The sequence below is a fragment of the Streptomyces albireticuli genome, assembly GCF_021228125.1.
GTDB lineage: Bacteria > Actinomycetota > Actinomycetes > Streptomycetales > Streptomycetaceae > Streptomyces > Streptomyces albireticuli.
This window is the reverse complement of the sequence record NZ_JAJQQS010000005.1, coordinates 163,958-179,922: the sequence shown is the minus strand read 5'-3', so window position 1 is coordinate 179,922 and position 15,965 is coordinate 163,958. Positions and strand designations below refer to the sequence as shown.

General features: G+C 72.8%; 10 protein-coding genes. 6 read left to right on the top strand and 4 right to left on the bottom strand.

Annotated elements, in window-relative coordinates; translation table 11 throughout:
* Positions 1–208: 208 nt before the first annotated feature.
* From LUZ64_RS11490 to LUZ64_RS11480, 3 genes are all read right to left on the bottom strand, one after another.
* Entirely contained in the window at positions 209–1,123 is a 915-nt protein-coding gene (locus tag LUZ64_RS11490) for a hypothetical protein (RefSeq protein ID WP_232389905.1), read from the bottom strand.
* A gap of 182 nt (positions 1,124–1,305) precedes the next feature.
* Entirely contained in the window at positions 1,306–2,412 is a 1,107-nt protein-coding gene (locus tag LUZ64_RS11485; RefSeq protein ID WP_095582364.1) for a metallophosphoesterase, read from the bottom strand.
* 294 nt (positions 2,413–2,706) lie between these two features.
* Positions 2,707–3,804: a LacI family DNA-binding transcriptional regulator gene (locus LUZ64_RS11480; RefSeq protein WP_095582363.1), complete on the bottom strand. Its 1,098-nt coding sequence runs from the start codon at positions 3,802–3,804 to the stop codon at positions 2,707–2,709.
* A 376-nt stretch (positions 3,805–4,180) separates the two neighbouring features.
* Between LUZ64_RS11480 and hisC the strand changes: the two genes are divergently transcribed.
* The 6 genes from hisC (at position 4,181) to LUZ64_RS11450 (ending at position 14,972) form a co-directional block, all read left to right on the top strand.
* A complete protein-coding gene (hisC, locus tag LUZ64_RS11475) occupies positions 4,181–5,260 on the top strand; it encodes a histidinol-phosphate transaminase (RefSeq protein ID WP_095582362.1) in 1,080 nt (359 codons plus the stop codon).
* Between the two features lie 284 nt (positions 5,261–5,544).
* Positions 5,545–7,122, top strand: a complete 1,578-nt coding sequence (locus tag LUZ64_RS11470; protein ID WP_095582361.1) for a cytochrome ubiquinol oxidase subunit I — start codon at positions 5,545–5,547, stop codon at positions 7,120–7,122.
* 24 nt (positions 7,123–7,146) lie between these two features.
* On the top strand, positions 7,147–8,163 hold the full coding sequence (gene cydB, locus LUZ64_RS11465; RefSeq protein WP_095582360.1) for a cytochrome d ubiquinol oxidase subunit II: 1,017 nt from the start codon (positions 7,147–7,149) through the stop codon (positions 8,161–8,163).
* A 14-nt stretch (positions 8,164–8,177) separates the two neighbouring features.
* A complete protein-coding gene (gene cydD / locus LUZ64_RS11460) occupies positions 8,178–11,945 on the top strand; it encodes a thiol reductant ABC exporter subunit CydD (RefSeq protein WP_095582359.1) in 3,768 nt (1,255 codons plus the stop codon).
* 76 nt (positions 11,946–12,021) lie between these two features.
* Positions 12,022–13,710 (top strand): GAF domain-containing sensor histidine kinase, encoded by a 1,689-nt coding sequence (locus LUZ64_RS11455; protein WP_095582358.1) that lies wholly within the window; start codon positions 12,022–12,024, stop codon positions 13,708–13,710.
* Positions 13,711–13,826: 116 nt separating this feature from the next.
* Complete coding sequence (locus tag LUZ64_RS11450; RefSeq protein WP_095582357.1) at positions 13,827–14,972, top strand: M23 family metallopeptidase; 1,146 nt, start codon at positions 13,827–13,829, stop codon at positions 14,970–14,972.
* A gap of 29 nt (positions 14,973–15,001) precedes the next feature.
* Here LUZ64_RS11450 and LUZ64_RS11445 read toward each other — a convergent pair whose 3' ends face one another.
* A complete protein-coding gene (locus tag LUZ64_RS11445; RefSeq protein ID WP_095582356.1) occupies positions 15,002–15,883 on the bottom strand; it encodes an HAD family hydrolase in 882 nt (293 codons plus the stop codon).
* Between the last annotated feature and the right edge of the window lie 82 nt (positions 15,884–15,965).

The following is a 15,965-nucleotide window of genomic DNA, read 5'->3' as shown; positions in this document are numbered from 1 at the left end:
GCACCGCCACCTACCGGCACGCCCACCGGGCCGACCGTCTATCGGGCCGCCCGTCCACCGGGCCGCCCGTCCACCAGGTCGCCCGTCCACCAGGTCGCCCGTCCCACCGGGGCGGCCGGACGAACGGCAAGGTGAGAGGCCCCTGTGGACGCGGGGCCTCTCACCTGTCAGTCCCGTTCACTCAGCCCGATCGCTCGGGCGGTCCCGCTCACTCGGGCCGCTCCCGCGCCGCGCCGTAGTCCGGACTGGTGAAGTCGGGACTGGTGTAGCTGGGGCGGGTGCTGGGGGTGGACTCGCTGTCGGTGCTGGAGAAACCGGGACGGGAGTAGCCCAGCTGCGGAGTGCGGCTGTGGCTCTCGGGTCGTCTCGGGACGAACGAGGAAGGCGGAGCGGGCGAGGCGGACGACGCGGGTGGGGCCGGCGGGGCGTCGGCGAGCGCCTCCCGTAGAAAGGGCAATATGCCGCGGTGGAGCAGGGCCTGGCGCCAGGCCTCATGGGCCCGCTCGCTCTCTTCGGTCAGACCGACCCCTCGCGCGTCACTGCCCTCGCCGACGCCGTTGCGCAGAGCGGTGACGACCATGCCGACCATGGCGACGAACGCCCCGGCGGCGGTGAGGCCGGCGAACCACCAGCCGATGGTCACCATCGGATCGGCGACGGCCGGCTCCGTGTCGAGCGTGCGCAGCACATAGCCGATCACGAGGAAGAGCAGGGCGGCGATCCCGGCGAGCACCGGGGCGAGCACGGCGAGGACCGCGCCCGCACCCGCGCCCGCGGATCCTATGGGCTCACGGTCTGTGGTGGCCGAATCCGGACCCTCATCGAGGGCGCCTTCGTCGCCGTGCGCGCCCCCGGCGCTCACCGGCTGGGGGCGGGCGTTGGCGGAGAGAGCGCGCAGGGCACCGCGCGCCTTTACGTAGGTCTGGTATTCGACGGCCGCGCATGCCGAGATGGCGGTCACGGCACTCCTCGCCATGGCGCGCAGCTGTTCCGCGTTGAGCCGCTGTCCTATCGCGGCGGCCAGTTCCGGGTCATGGTCGGCGGTACGCAACGCCTGGTCGAGTACCCGCTCGAATTCCGGGCGGTCCTCGTCCAGCAGGTGCGGAGCGCTGTTCATGTGCATCCCCCGATGCTCCGTAGGGCCTTGTTGCCGGCTTGCACCGGGCAGTGGGCGGAAACGGAGGAGAGCCTGCTACGGATAAGCCCGATGGTAGAGCCGTTCCGGCGCACGGTGACAGTGTGTTTCCCGAATTGCCCCTGCGCCGGTGGACTCCCTACCTGCCCGGACGTCTGCCCGCTGAACCCTCAGGCAGTCAGCGGAAGTTGCACCACCAGCAGTTTTCCGGCCATCGTGACGCCACCGTCCATGGCCAGGGCGAGCCCGTCCGCGTACAGATGAGGACCGTCGATGACGGGCGTGCCGCGCTCCTCGTCGTCCGCCTCCTCGGTGCCGACCTCGCCGAGCAGATACGGAATCGGGCTGTGTCCGTGGACGAGGCGGCCGCCGCCATAGGTGTCCAGGAGCTCGCGGGCGGCCATCGCGCCCGCCTCGTCGCGGAAGGCGAAGCGCTTGGTGAACTTCCGGAAGAGGTCCCAGACCTCGTCGGGGTCGTTGCGCTGGAGGGCCTCGGTGACGGCGTCGTTCACGTCCTCGATGGAATCGCCGAAGTCGAGGTAGGCCGTGGTGTCGGAGTGGACCAGCAGGTGCCCGTCCTCGTGCGCCATGGCGTCGAGCCGGGACATCCACTGGAGGTGGTGGTCCTCCAGGCGCTCCATGTCGGTGCGCTGGCCGCCGTTGAGCAGCCAGGCCGCCTGGAAGGAGGCGGTGCCGGCGCCGGAGTTGACCGGCGTGTCGGCGAACCGCTTGGCGCCGATGAGCAGCAGCTCGTGGTTGCCCATGAGGGCCTTGCAGTAGCCCCCGGCGGCGGCGGCCTCGGCGGACAGCCGCATGACCAGATCGATCACGCCCACGCCGTCCGGGCCGCGGTCGGTGAAGTCGCCGAGGAACCACAGGCGGGTGTTGCCCGCGCACCAGCTGCCGTTCGCGTCGATGAGCCCCTGGGCGGCGAGCGCGGCCCGCAGCTCGTCCAGATAGCCGTGTACGTCGCCCACGACGAAGAGCGGTCCGGGGCCGGGCGGTGGCGCCGGGACATGGGCGTGGTGCTCGGCGATCGGCGTCAGCTCGACCGTCGGCATGTCCTCCGGGACGGCCGGCCGGCCGATCACCGGGAGGTCGCGCTCGGTCGGGGTGTAGCCCTCCGGGGCCTCCATCGGCGGCTGCACCGGGGGGGCGGCCTGACCGTACGGAGGCATGGGGGGAGGCGCGGCGTACCCGGGGAAGGGCGGGATCGCCGCCGTGTGCCGTGCCGCGGGTCCTTGACCGGCCCCCTGAGTCATCGACCCCTCCACCATCGCGCCGCCGTGCACCTTGTGGACCTTGCCTGGTCGACGGCGGTCCGTGGTGTCGTGCGCCCATCATAGGAATGACCGTCGCGCCTTGTGACGCACCAGGGGCCGCGAATCGGTGCGGGAGGGCGCGTACGGCGGTTATTTCTCCCCAATTGACTCGTTCGCCCCCTGGTCTCCGCGCCCCGTGCGCCCTTCGCGCGACCTGGTGAAGGACGCGCTAAAGACACGGCGGCGCGGAACGGCGCGTTGACCCGGGCCGGTCCGGGACGGCCCGGACCGCGGCGCACCGGGTGGGTCTCAGATCGCGGGGCCCCTCGGCGGGCTCACCGTGACGCGTGGCGGGCGGCGCTGCGAGGAAGTCCGGACGATCAGTTCGGTCGGTATCACCTGTTCGACCGGACGCCCGGTGTCGAGTCCCTCGATGGCGTCGATGAGGAGCTGGACGACCGCGGTGCCGATGCGCCGCGGCTTCAGGGAGAGGGTGGTGATGGGCGGCTCGGTGGTGGCGTAGACCGTGGACTCGCTGCAGCACACCAGCAGCAGGTCGTCGGGGACGCGCAGGCCGTAGCGGCGGGCCGCGGCGAGCAGGTCCGTGCCGTTGGGGTCGAACAGGCCGTACACCGCGTCGGGCCGGTCGGGCCGGGCGAGGAGGCGGTCGGCGGCCACGGCACCGGCGCAGGGGTCGTGGGCCGGGTACTTCTCGTAGACCGGGTCCTGGCCCACCCGCTCGCACCAGTGCAGGTAGGCGTGGGTGGAGAGCCGGGTGTACGTGTCGGTGGTGGTGCCCGTGAGCAGGCCGATGCGGCGTGCGCCGGCCGCGGCGAGGTGGTCGAGGATGCCGAGGACGGCGGCCTCGTGGTCGTTGTCCACCCAGGCGGTCACCGGCAGGGTGCCGGCGGGCCGGCCGTCGGAGACGACCGGGATGCCCTGGCGGACCAGGTCGGAGACGACCGGGTCATGATCGGAGGGGTCGACCACGACGGTGCCGTCGAGGGCGACGTTGGACCACACGTCGTGGCGTGAGGTGGCGGGCAGGATGACCAGGGCGTAGCCACGGGCCAGGGCGGCCGAGGTGGCGGCTCTGGCCATCTCGGCGAAGTAGGCGAACTCGGTGAAGGTGAAAGGTTCATCCCCGTACGTGGTCACGGTGAGGCCGATGAGGCCCGATTTGCCCGTGCGGAGCGTGCGGGCCGCGGCGGACGGGCGATAGCCCAGCCGGTCGGCGACCTCGCGGACATGGCGGCGGGTCGCGTCCGGTAGCCGGCCCTTGCCGTTGAGCGCGTCGGAGACGGTCGTGATCGAAACCCCGGCGGCGGCGGCCACGTCCCGGATGCCCGCCCGCCCCAGCCGGCGGCCGGTCGACCGGCTCACCTGATGCTTCCCTGCTGCTGTCATGGCGAGCCGATAGTAGGGCTCGGGTGGTCCATTGGCAGGGCGACGTATTTGGCTGTTGACAGGCACGTTTCTGCAAGCGCAATTCCACCCAATGACCATGGAAACGCAGAGGGTTATGGGTATCGACGGTGAACCGTTGGCCTCTGGCATATCCGGGTCTCGCGGATGGTCCAGGTCTCGAAGTGGTCTCAACTCACCTTCATGGGTGATGCGCGCCACGGCGCTCGCCACCGGCGCGCGCCATCTCGACCAGCGCTCCCCCTGCTCTGGACGCCGCCCCGGTGAATCCTCTTAAGGTGTGCAGTATTGAAGTCCGCTATTCGTGTGCGGTGCGTCCCTGGCCGTCGTGCGCACGGGATGTCGAGGAGGACCCGCGGTGACCGAGAAGACCCCGAAGCTGCGCGCCGCCCTGGAGGGCGTGCCGACCTACAAGCCCGGCAAGCCTGCCGCCGCCGAGGGCCCGGTGGCGTACAAGCTGTCCTCCAACGAGAACCCCTACCCGCCGCTGCCCGGCGTGCTGGAGAAGGCGGTCGCGGCGGCCGGCACCCTCAACCGCTACCCCGACATGGCCTGCACGGGGCTGATGGCCGAGCTGGCGGAGCGCTTCTCCGTGCCGGTCACGCACCTCGCCACCGGCACGGGTTCGGTGGGCGTGGCCCAGCAGCTGGTCCAGGCGACGGCGGGCCCGGGCGACGAGGTGATCTACGCCTGGCGGTCCTTCGAGGCGTACCCGATCATCACCCAGGTCTCGGGGGCCACCCCCGTCCAGGTCCCGCTGACCGAGGACGAGGTCCACGACCTGGAGGCGATGCTGGCCGCGATCACCGACCGGACCCGGCTGATCTTCGTCTGCAACCCCAACAACCCCACGGGCACCGTGGTGCGCCGGGCGGAGCTGGAGTCCTTCCTGGACCGGGTGCCGTCCGACATCCTCGTGGTGCTGGACGAGGCGTACATCGAGTTCGTGCGCGACGCCGATTTCCCGGACGGGCTCGACCTCTACCGTGACCGGCCGAACGTCTGTGTGCTGCGGACCTTCTCCAAGGCGTACGGCCTGGCGGGGCTGCGGATCGGCTTCGCGGTCGCCCATGAGCCGGTGGCGGCGGCGCTGCGCAAGACGGCCGTCCCGTTCGGCGTGAGCCACATCGCCCAGGAGGCGGCGATCGCCTCGCTGCGCAGCGAGGACGCGCTGCGGGTGCGGGTGAGCGGTCTGGTCGAGGAGCGGGCGCGGGTGGTCGAGGCGCTGACCGCGCAGGGCTGGACGGTGCCGGAGACGCAGGCCAACTTCGTCTGGCTGCGGCTGGGGGAGCGGGCGGTGGACTTCGCGGCGGCGTGCGAGCGCGCGGGCGTGGTCGTACGGCCGTTCCCGGGCGAGGGCATCCGCGCGACCATCGGCGAGACGGCCGGCAACGACCTCTTCCTCCAGGCGGCGGAGGCCTTCCGCAAGGAGCTCTGAGCCTTCGGCCCGTCGGCCGCGCGCAGCGAACGCCGCACACCCCGCCGGGGGTGTGCGGCGTTCGGCGTTCCCGCCCCCGGCGAGGCGTTCTCCGCCGGGGGCCGCCGCCGCTAGGGCCGAAGGGGTACCCCCGTGAGTTGTCCGGAAAGTGGGTGCGCCATAATGCTTGTGAATGTGAACGCGTTCACAAGCTCTGCCTTTATGTCCTGCTTTACCTGGGGCATACAGGTGCATAACGTCGGCGACCTGTGTTGCCGGTGACGCGAGAGGCAAGGAGAGACCGAGTGAATCTGGCTTTGGCTCCTGAGACGCTGGCCCGCTGGCAGTTCGGCATCACGACCGTCTACCACTTTCTCTTCGTCCCGCTCACGATCAGTCTTGCCGCGATCACGGCCGGACTGCAGACGGCGTGGGTCCGGACCGGCAAGGACAAGTACTTCCATGCCACGAAGTTCTGGGGAAAGCTCTTCCTGATCAACATCGCGATGGGTGTGGTCACCGGCATCGTGCAGGAGTTCCAGTTCGGTATGAACTGGTCGGACTACTCCAGGTTCGTCGGTGATGTCTTCGGGGCGCCGCTCGCGATGGAGGCCCTGCTGGCCTTCTTCTTCGAGTCCACCTTCATCGGTCTGTGGATCTTCGGCTGGGACAAGCTGCCCAAGAAGATCCACTGCGCGTGCATCTGGATCGTCGCCGTCGGCACGGTGCTCTCCTCGTACTTCATCCTGGCCGCGAACTCCTGGATGCAGCACCCGGTCGGCTACGCCGTCGACAAGGCGACCGGGAAGGCCGAGCTCACCGACATCTGGGCCGTCCTGACCCAGAACACCACCCTCGTCGTCGTCTTCCACACCCTCACCGCGGCCTTCCTCACCGGTGGCGCCTTCATCGTCGGCATCGCCTCCTTCCACCTGTGGCGGGCCAAGCGCGCGCGGCTGCGTGGCGAGGAGCTCGGCGAGAAGCGACGGAACCAGATCGGCGCGATGCGGACCTCGCTGCGCGTCGGCCTGACGGTGGCCGTGATCGCCGGCCTCGGCACCGCGATCAGCGGTGACGAGCTCGGCAAGGTGATGTTCGAGCAGCAGCCCATGAAGATGGCCGCGGCCGAGGCCCTGTGGGAGACCAAGGCGCCCGCGCCGTTCTCGGTCTTCGCCGTCGGCGATGTCTCCAAGGGCCACAACAGCGTCGAGATAGAGATCCCCGGCGTCCTCTCCTTCCTCGCGCACAACAACTTCACCGAGGCCGTCCCGGGCATCAACGACGTCGCGGCACGGGAGGCCCAGCTCTACGGGGGCGAGCCGGAGGACTACATCCCCAGCATCTTCATGACCTTCTGGGGCTTCCGGCTCATGATCGGCTTCGGTATGACGTCCTTCGTCGCCGCGCTGATCGGACTGTGGACCACCCGGCGGAAGTTCTGGCTCGACCCCCGCTTCCGGACGGGCGAGAACGAGGTCCCGCGGCTGATGCTGACGCGCACCCGTGAGATGAACCCCTTCTTCACCACCTGGTCCTGGCGGATCGGCATCCTCACCATGGGCTTCCCGCTGATCGCCAACTCCTTCGGCTGGATCTTCACCGAGATGGGCCGCCAGCCCTGGGCCGTCTACGGGCTGATGAAGACCGGCAGCGCCGTGTCGCCCGGTGTGAGCCAGGCGGAGGTCCTCACCTCCATGGGCGTCTTCACCCTGCTCTACGGCGTGCTCGCGGTGGTCGAGGTCAAGCTGCTGGTGAAGTACGCCAAGGCCGGACCGGACACGGACGAGAAGCCGCCCGCGAAGGACCCCCGGCTGCGGCTCCCCTCGGGCGGTGCGGGCGACCGCCCCGAGGACGCCGACAAGCCGCTGACCTTCGCGTACTGACGCGGCCGAACGGAGAGACGAACCATGGCACTCCACGACTTCTGGTTCCTGCTGATCGCCGTCCTGTGGACCGGCTACTTCTTCCTCGAGGGCTTCGACTTCGGCGTCGGCGTCCTGACCAAGGGCCTCGCCCGGGACCGCACCGAACGACGGGTGCTGATCAATACGATCGGGCCCGTCTGGGACGGCAACGAGGTCTGGCTGATCACCGCCGCCGGAGCGACCTTCGCCGCCTTCCCCGACTGGTACGCCACCCTGTTCAGCGGCTTCTACCTGCCGTTCCTGCTCATCCTGGTCTGCCTGATCGTGCGCGGCGTCGCCTTCGAGTACCGCCACAAGCGGCCCGAGGAGCGCTGGCAGCGCAACTGGGAGCACGCGATCTTCTGGTGCTCGCTGCTGCCCGCCTTCCTCTGGGGCCTCGCCTTCGCCAACATCGTGCGCGGCGTGCCGATCGGGCCGGACAAGAACTTCAGCGGTGACCTGACGGACCTGCTGAGCCCGTACGCGCTGCTCGGCGGCCTCCTCACGCTGGTGCTCTTCACCTTCCACGGCGCCGTCTTCACCGCGCTCAAGACCGTCGGGGACATCCGGCACCGGGCGCGCTCGTACGCCACGGTCCTCGGCATGACCTCCGGCGTCCTCGCCGTGGCCTTCCTCGGCTGGACGCAGGTCGAGTCCGGCAACGGACGCAGCCTCCCGGCGCTGATCGTCGCCGTGGTGGCCCTGGCCGCCGCCCTGGCCATGAACCACTTCGGGCGCGAGGGCTGGGCCTTCGGGCTCTCCGGCGTCGCGATCGTGGCCGCGTTCGCGCTGGTCTTCCTCGCCCTCTTCCCCGACGTCATGCCGTCCTCGGTGAACCCGGCCTGGAGCCTGACCGTCGCCGACTCCGCCTCCAGCCACTACACGCTGAAGATCATGACGTGGGTCGCCGTCCCGATGACCCCGCTGATCATCGCCTACCAGGGGTGGACCTACTGGGTCTTCCGCAAGCGGATCGGCACCCAGCACATCCCCGCACCCGCGGCCCCCGCCGCACACTGAGGACGGAAACGCGTATGAAGCCCGTCGACCCCCGCCTGCTCCGGTACGCCTCCGCGACCCGCCTCTTCCTGGTCGCCTCCGTCGTGCTCGGGCTCGTGGGGGCCGGGCTCGTCATCGCCCAGGCGATGCTCATCGCCGACGTGGTGACGGGCGCCTTCCGGCACGGCCTCGGCGCGGACGACCTGGCCGGGCGGCTCGCCCCGCTGGCCGCCGTCGCCCTGGGCCGGGCGGCCGTCTCCTGGCTGACCGAACTGGCCGCCCACCGTGCGAGCGCGGCCGTCAAGTCCCAGCTGCGCACCCGGCTGCTGGCCCACGCCGGCCGGCTCGGGCCCGCCTGGCTCGACTCGCGCAGGACCGGCGAACTCACCACCCTCGCCACGCGCGGCGTCGACGCGCTGGACGACTACTTCGCGCGCTACCTGCCCCAGCTGGGCCTCGCCGTCGTGGTCCCGGTGGCCGTGCTCGCCCGTATCGTCACCGCGGACTGGGTCTCCGCGCTCGTCATCGTCCTCACGCTGCCGCTCATCCCCCTCTTCATGGTCCTGATCGGCTGGGCCACCCGCTCCCGGATGGACCGGCAGTGGCGGCTGCTGTCCCGGCTCTCCGGGCACTTCCTCGACGTCGTCGCGGGACTGCCCACCCTCAAGGTCTTCGGGCGGGCCAAGGCGCAGGCCGAGTCGATCCGCGCGATCACCGCCGACTACCGGCGGGCCACGCTGCGGACGCTGCGCCTCGCCTTCCTCTCCTCCTTCGCGCTGGAGCTCCTGGCCACCCTCTCCGTGGCGCTGGTCGCCGTGGGCATCGGCATGCGGCTCGTCCACGGCGAACTCGACCTCCACACCGGTCTGATGGTGCTCGTCCTCGCGCCCGAGGCGTATCTGCCGCTGCGCCAGGTCGGCGCGCAATACCACGCGGCCGCCGAGGGACTGGCCGCCGCCGACGAGGTCTTCGCCGTCCTGGAGACCGAGCCCGCGCCCGCCGGCGGGACGCCGGCACCCGACGCGCGGAGCGCGGGACTGACCGTCGAACGGCTCGTCGTACGGCACCCGGGCCGGGCCGAACCCTCTCTCCCCGAAACCTCGTTCGAGGTGCGGCCCGGGGAGACCGTCGCGCTCGTCGGACCGAGCGGGGCCGGGAAGTCGACCCTGCTGGACGTGCTGCTCGGCTTCGCCCGCCCGACGGCCGGCCGGGTGCTCGTCGGCGGTACGGATCTGTCATCGCTCTCCCCCGAAAGCTGGCGGGACCAGGTGGCCTGGGTCCCGCAACGACCCCGTCTCTTCGCCGGGACGGTCGCCGAGAACGTACGACTGGCCCGGCCGGACGCCACGGACGACCAGGTGCGCGAAGCACTGCGGGCGGCCGGTGCGCTCGACTTCGTCTCCATGCTGCACCACGGCACTGACACCCGCCTCGGCGAGGACGGCGCCGGGCTCTCCGCCGGGCAGCGCCAACGCGTCGCCCTCGCCCGGGCGTTCCTCGCCGACCGGCCCGTACTGCTGCTCGACGAGCCGACCGCGAACCTGGACGGGGAGACCGAGGCCGCGGTCGTCGACGCCGTGCGGCGCCTCGCCGTGGGCCGTACGGTGCTGCTCGTCGTCCACCGGCCGGCGCTGCTCGCGGTCGCGGACCGGGTGGTGCGGCTGCCCGGCCGGCCGGGCGGGCGAGGGGAACCGGAGGGACCCGGTGGGTCGGTTCCGGAGGAAGACGCGGCGGGGACTCTCGTTCCGGGCCCGACGCGGGGCTCGGGGCCGGGCTCGGGGCCGGCGTCAGGCTCCGGTACGACTGACGGCGACCTCGGCACCGCTTCCGGCTCCGGCACCGCTTCGGATCCCGGCACCGCTTCCGGCTCCACCCCGGCCGGCGCTCGGGATACGGTCTCCGGCGGACCGACCGCCGATACCTCTGTCCCCGCCCGTGGCAACGCCCGTAAGGGGAGCGTGTTGGCCCGGGTGCGCGCCTCCGGGCGGCCCTGGTGGGGGCGGTTCGGGCTGGCGCTGCTGCTGGGCAGCCTGGCGCTGGGCAGCGCCGTGGGCCTCATGGCCGTGTCGGGCTGGCTCATCTCCCGCGCCTCGCAGCAGCCGCCGGTGCTCTATCTGATGGTCGCCGTCACCGCGACCCGCGCGTTCGGCATCGGACGCGCCGTTTTCCGTTACGCCGAGCGCCTGGTCTCCCACGACGCGGTGCTGCGCGCCCTGGCGGGTCTGCGGGTCGCGGTGTACAGGCGGCTCGAACGTCTGGCCCCGGCCGGGCTCCGGGACACCCGGCGCGGCGACCTCCTCTCCCGGCTGGTCGCGGACGTGGACGCCCTCCAGGACTACTTCCTGCGGTGGCTGCTGCCGCTCGGCTCGGCCGTCGTCGTCGGAGCCGCGTCGGTGGGCTTCACGGCGTGGCTGCTGCCGGAGGCGGGCCTGGTCCTGGCGCTCGGGCTGCTGGCCGCCGGGGTGGCCGTACCGGCGCTGTCCGGCGCGGTCGCCCGGCGCGCCGAGCGGCAGCTCGCCCCCGCGCGGGGCGAGTTGTCGACACAGGTCGTCGACCTGCTCGGAGGCACGGCCGAGCTGACGGTCGCGGGCGCCCTGCCGTCCCGGCTGGAGCGCGTGCGCCGCGCCGACGGCGCGCTCACCGCCATCGCGCGCCGCGGCTCGGCCGCCACCGCGCTCGGCTCCGGTCTGAGCGCCCTCGCCTGTGGCCTCACCGTCGCCGCCGCGGCCTGGGTGGGCACGCTCGCCGTGCGCGACGGCCGCCTCGACGGCCTGTGGCTCGCGGTCGTCGTGCTCACACCGCTGGCCGCCTTCGAGGCCGTGGCCGGGCTGCCCCTCGCGGTCCAGTACCGGCAGCGCGTACGGCGCGCCGCCGAGCGCGTGTACGAGGTGCTGGACGCGCCCGTACCCGTGACGGAGGGGACGGCCGCGGCGCCGTCGTCCCCGTTCCCGCTGCGGCTGGTGAACCTTACGGCGCGCCATCCGGGGCAGGCGGAGCCCGCGCTGGAGGACTTCTCGCTGGAGCTGACGGCCGGCCGCCGGGTGGCCGTCGTCGGGCAGTCCGGGGCGGGCAAGACGACGCTTGCGCAGGTGCTGCTGCGCTTCCTGGACGCCGGGGCCGGTACGTACACGCTGGCGGGCGAGGACACCGCCGCCATGGCGGGCGACGGGGTGCGGCGGCTGGTGGGCCTGTGCGCCCAGGACGCGCACCTCTTCGACAGCTCCGTACGGGAGAACCTGCGGCTCGCCCGCACGGACGCGACGGACGGTGAACTGCGCGCCGCGCTGCGGGCCGCGCGGCTCCTGGAGTGGGTGGACGGCCTGCCGGAGGGGCTGGACACGCTGGTCGGCGAGCACGGGGCCCGGCTGTCGGGCGGGCAGCGGCAGCGGGTCGCGCTGGCCCGCGCGCTGCTCGCGGACTTCCCCGTCCTCGTCCTGGACGAGCCCGCCGAGCACCTCGACCTGCCGACGGCCGACGCGCTCACCGCCGATCTCCTGGCGGCGACCGAGGGCCGCACGACCGTACTGATCACCCACCGGCTGGCCGGCCTGGAGGCCGTCGACGAGGTGATCGTGCTGGACCGTGGACGGGTGGTGCAGCGGGGGTCGTACGACGCGCTGGCCGCGGCGGACGGGCCGTTCCGGCGCATGCTGGAGCGGGAGGTGGCCACGGACGCCCTGGGGGCGGTGGAGGGCGGCGGAGCCGTCGGGGCCGGTGCGGCCAGGAGGACGAAGACTCCCGTCGCGCGGACCGGGGAAGACTTCTTGGAGAGCCCCCTTTCCCTGACAAATGGTGCTTATTAGGCTCTGGGACATGTCAGCCACGGCAGGACCCTCCGACGCGCCGGGCGCGCGACCCACGCCGGACGCGCCACGCCTGATGGACCCGCTCGCCATCGCCACGGAGGCCACCCGGAGCCTCCAGGGCATGTCCACGGAGCTGACCGCGCGCGTGCCGCAGCTCCTGGAGGCCATGCGGTCGGTCGGCACCGGCCTGGAGCTCCACACCACCCTCGACCGGATCGCGCGGACCGCCGCCGAACTGGCCGACGCCCGTTACGCGGCCATCGGCGTCATCGACTCCTCCGGCGGCGGTCTGGCCGATTTCATCACCCACGGCGTCACGGAGGAGCAGCGCGAGCGCATCGGCGCCCTGCCGGACGGCCGTCACGGGCTGCTCGGCGCGCTCATCCACCACCCCGCGCCGGTGATGCTCGCCGATCTCACGTCCGATCCGCGCTTCTCGGGTTTCCCCGAAGGCCATCCGCCCATGCGGAACTTCCTGGGCGTGCCCATCAGGGTCGAGGGCGAGATCTTCGGGAACCTCTACCTCACGGACAAGCGCGGAGGCAGCGAGTTCAGCATCGCGGACCTCCATATGGTCAAGATCCTGGCCACCGAGGCGGGCATCGCGATCGGCAACGCGCGCGTGCACGAGGAGGGCCGCCAGCGCATGCGCTGGATCGACGGCTCGGTGGCCGTCACGACCGCCCTGCTGTCGGGCAGCGACGCCGAGGACGCGCTGGCGGTCGTCGCCGAACAGGCGCGCAGGCTCGCCGACTCGGCGGCCGGGATCGTGCTGCTGCCGGACGACGGCGGCGGCCTGGAGATGGTCGCGGTCTCCGCCGAGGACCCCACGGGCCTGCTGGGGACGGTGATACCGCCGCACAGCCCGGTCGTCTCCCAGCTCCTCGCCGGGGAACCGGTGTTCGTCGACGACTCGGCCACCGACCCCCGCATGATCACGGGGGTGGCGCCGCGCTTCGGCCCGAGCATGCTCCTGCCGCTCAGGAGCGGCGGCCGGGTGCTCGGGACGCTCGCGATGCCCCGGGCGCGCGGAGCACGCCCGTACACGCCCGCCGAGCGCACCCTGGCGGCGCAGTTCGCCGCGCAGGCGGCGCTCGCCCTCGTGCTGGCCGAGGCGCAGCGCGACCGAGAGCGGCTCGCCGTCTTCGAGGACCGCGACCGGATCGCCCGGGACCTCCACGACCTGGTCATCCAGCGGCTGTTCGCCACCGGCCTGATGCTGGAGAGCGCGCAGCGGCAGGCCGTCGTGCCCGAGGTGAAGGTGAAGGTCGGGCAGGCCGTCGACGAGCTGGACGTGACCATCCAGGAGATCCGTACGGCCATCTTCGCGCTCCAGCAGGGGCCCGCGGAGGCGCCCGCCGGGCTGCGCACACGGGTCCTGCGGGAGCTCGGCACGGCGGCCGTGCCGCTCGGTTTCCAGCCCTCGGCGAGCTTTCTCGGCCCGGTCGACGCGAAGGTCGGCGAACTCACCGGCAAGAACCTCATCGCCGCGCTGCGCGAGGCCCTTTCGAACGCCTTCCGGCACGCGCGGGCGTCCCGGATGGAGGTGGTCGTCGACGCCACGGCCACGCTGCCGGACGGGCGGGACGCGGTGCGGCTGACCGTGGCCGACGACGGGGTGGGCATCCCGGAGGGCGGGCGGCGCAGCGGCCTGCGGAACCTGGCCAAGCGGGCGGAGTCGCTGGGCGGGTCGAGCTCGTACGGGCCCGGGCTGGGGGAGGACGGCGGCGGGACACGGGTGGTGTGGGAGGCGCCCCTGTGACTCCCGGGCCGTCCGGGGCCCGGACCCCGGGGGCCTTATGTCCTCATGGCCTCCGAATTCCTCCGAACGGGCCTCAGCGGGCGCGCCCGGCACCGCCCCGGGACACGATCGCGTTCATGCGACACACCGTCCGCGCGAACCACCGCACCGGGCCGCGCCGCTTCGGCCGTACCGGCGGCGTCGTCCTGTGCACCCTCTGCGCCGTCGCCGCGGCGCCCCTGGCCGCTCCCGGGCCGCCGGACGCCGGCCGTCCGCCGGACCGGTCCACCCGGGTGACCTCCGAGGTGCTCCGGCTGGCGGAGGAGGCGGCGCAGGCCCGGCAGCGATACGAGCGGGTGCGGCGGGCCGCCAAGGGGCAGCGGGCGCGGGCCGAGGAGCTCGGCCGGACGCTGCGCGTGCGCGGGGCCGTGCGCTCGGCCCTGCGCGACGACGCGGGCGCCGCGGCCCGCGCGCAGTACCGCACCGGCGGCTTCACCGTGGGTCTCGACGGCGGCGACGGCGCCGGGGGCGCCGAGGAGGAACTGGACGACCCGGTGGAGCTGGTGGCCCGGCAGGTGCCCGCCGTGCGCCGCCGGGCCCGGCTGGGCCGGATGCTCGTCGAGGAGGAGCGCACGAGCAGGCGGCTGGAGGCCGAGGCCCGGTCCCTGGCGGTGTCCCGGAGCGGCCTCGACCGGGACGGCGCCCGGCTGGGTGAGGCCATACGCACCGTGGAGGCCCGGCTGGCGGACTCCCGGGACGATCTCAACGCCGTGGCGCAGGCCGCTCTCGACAGCGGGCGGTGCGCGCCGGTGGACCTGGCGGGCGACCGGGCCGGGCCGGCCGTGGAACGCGCGGCGGCGCGCTCGGCGCGGCCGGCGCGGGAATGGACCCGGCCGGTGGTCTCGTACGAGCTCTCGGCCGGCTTCGGCGGGGTGGGCGCGAACTGGGCCGGCGGGCACACGGGGCAGGACTTCGCCGTCCCCGCCGGCACCCCGGTCCGCGCGGTCGGGGCCGGGACGGTGGTGGCGGCGGGCTGCGGGGGCCCGTTCGGCATCAGCCTGGTGGTCGAGCACGAGAACGGCTGGTATTCGCAGTACGCGCACCTGGCGGTGCCGCTGGCCGAGCCGGGGAGGCGGGTGCGCGCCGGGCAGTGGATCGGGCTGTCCGGGACCACCGGCAACTCCACCGGCCCGCACCTGCACTTCGAGATCCGCAGCACGCCGGAGTTCGGCTCGGCGGTCGATCCGGTGGAGTGGCTGGGCGAACGCGGCGTGCGGCTTTAGGCGTTGCTCTTACGGTGCGCGGTCGGGGGTCAGGCGGCCCCGCGCGCGTGCAGGAGCTGTTCTATGACCAGGGCGACGCCGTCCTCGGTGTTGGCGGCGGTGTGGTGCGTGGTGGCGGCCAGCACCTCGGGGTGGGCGTTGGCCATCGCGTAGGCGGTGCCGGCCCAGCCGAGCATCTCCAGGTCGTTGGGCATGTCGCCGAAGGCCACGACCTCTTCGGGGGTTATGCCGCGCGTGTCGCAGCAGCGCGCCAGGGTGCTGGCCTTGCTGACGCCGACGGCGCTGATCTCCAGGAGGGCGGTGGGGCTGGAGCGGGTGAACTCCCCGTGCGCGCCTCCCGCCTTACGGGCCAGGGTGAGGAATTCGTCGGGCCCGAGCCCGGGGTGGTGGGCCAGCAGCTTGAGGATGGGCGCGGTGTGCCCGGAGTCCTCGGCCAGCAGTTCCTCGGCGGGGGCGACGACGGCGCCCGGGTCGAGGAAGAAGGGCGGGTACTCCGGCTCGTAGTGGATGCCCGTCGTGTGCTCGACGGCGAACGAGGAGCCCGGGGCGACGGCGCGCACGGCGTGCACGACGGCGAGGGCGGACTCCCGCGACAGCGGGCGGACCTCGACGAACCGCCCGCCGTCGTGGAGATCGACTACCGCGGCGCCGTTGGCGCATATGGCCAGGCCGTGGCCGTGGACGTGATCACTGACCACGTCCATCCAGCGGGCCGGGCGGCCGGTGACGAAGAAGACCTCGAGGCCGGCGGCCTCCGCGGCGGCCAAGGCGGCGACGGTGCGGTCGGAGACCGTCTTGTCGTCGTGCAGCAGGGTGCCGTCGAGATCGGTGGCGATCAGCCTCGGGGTCGCGGCTGGGCGGCTGGCCGCCGGGGTGTCGGGCTGCTCGATAGCTGAAGTCACGGTTCCCATTCTCGTCCACGGACCGGTCGGTTCGCACAGGTGTGCGCCCGAGCGCGCGGCCGAGCCGGTGACGCGACCGGCTCCTTCGCCC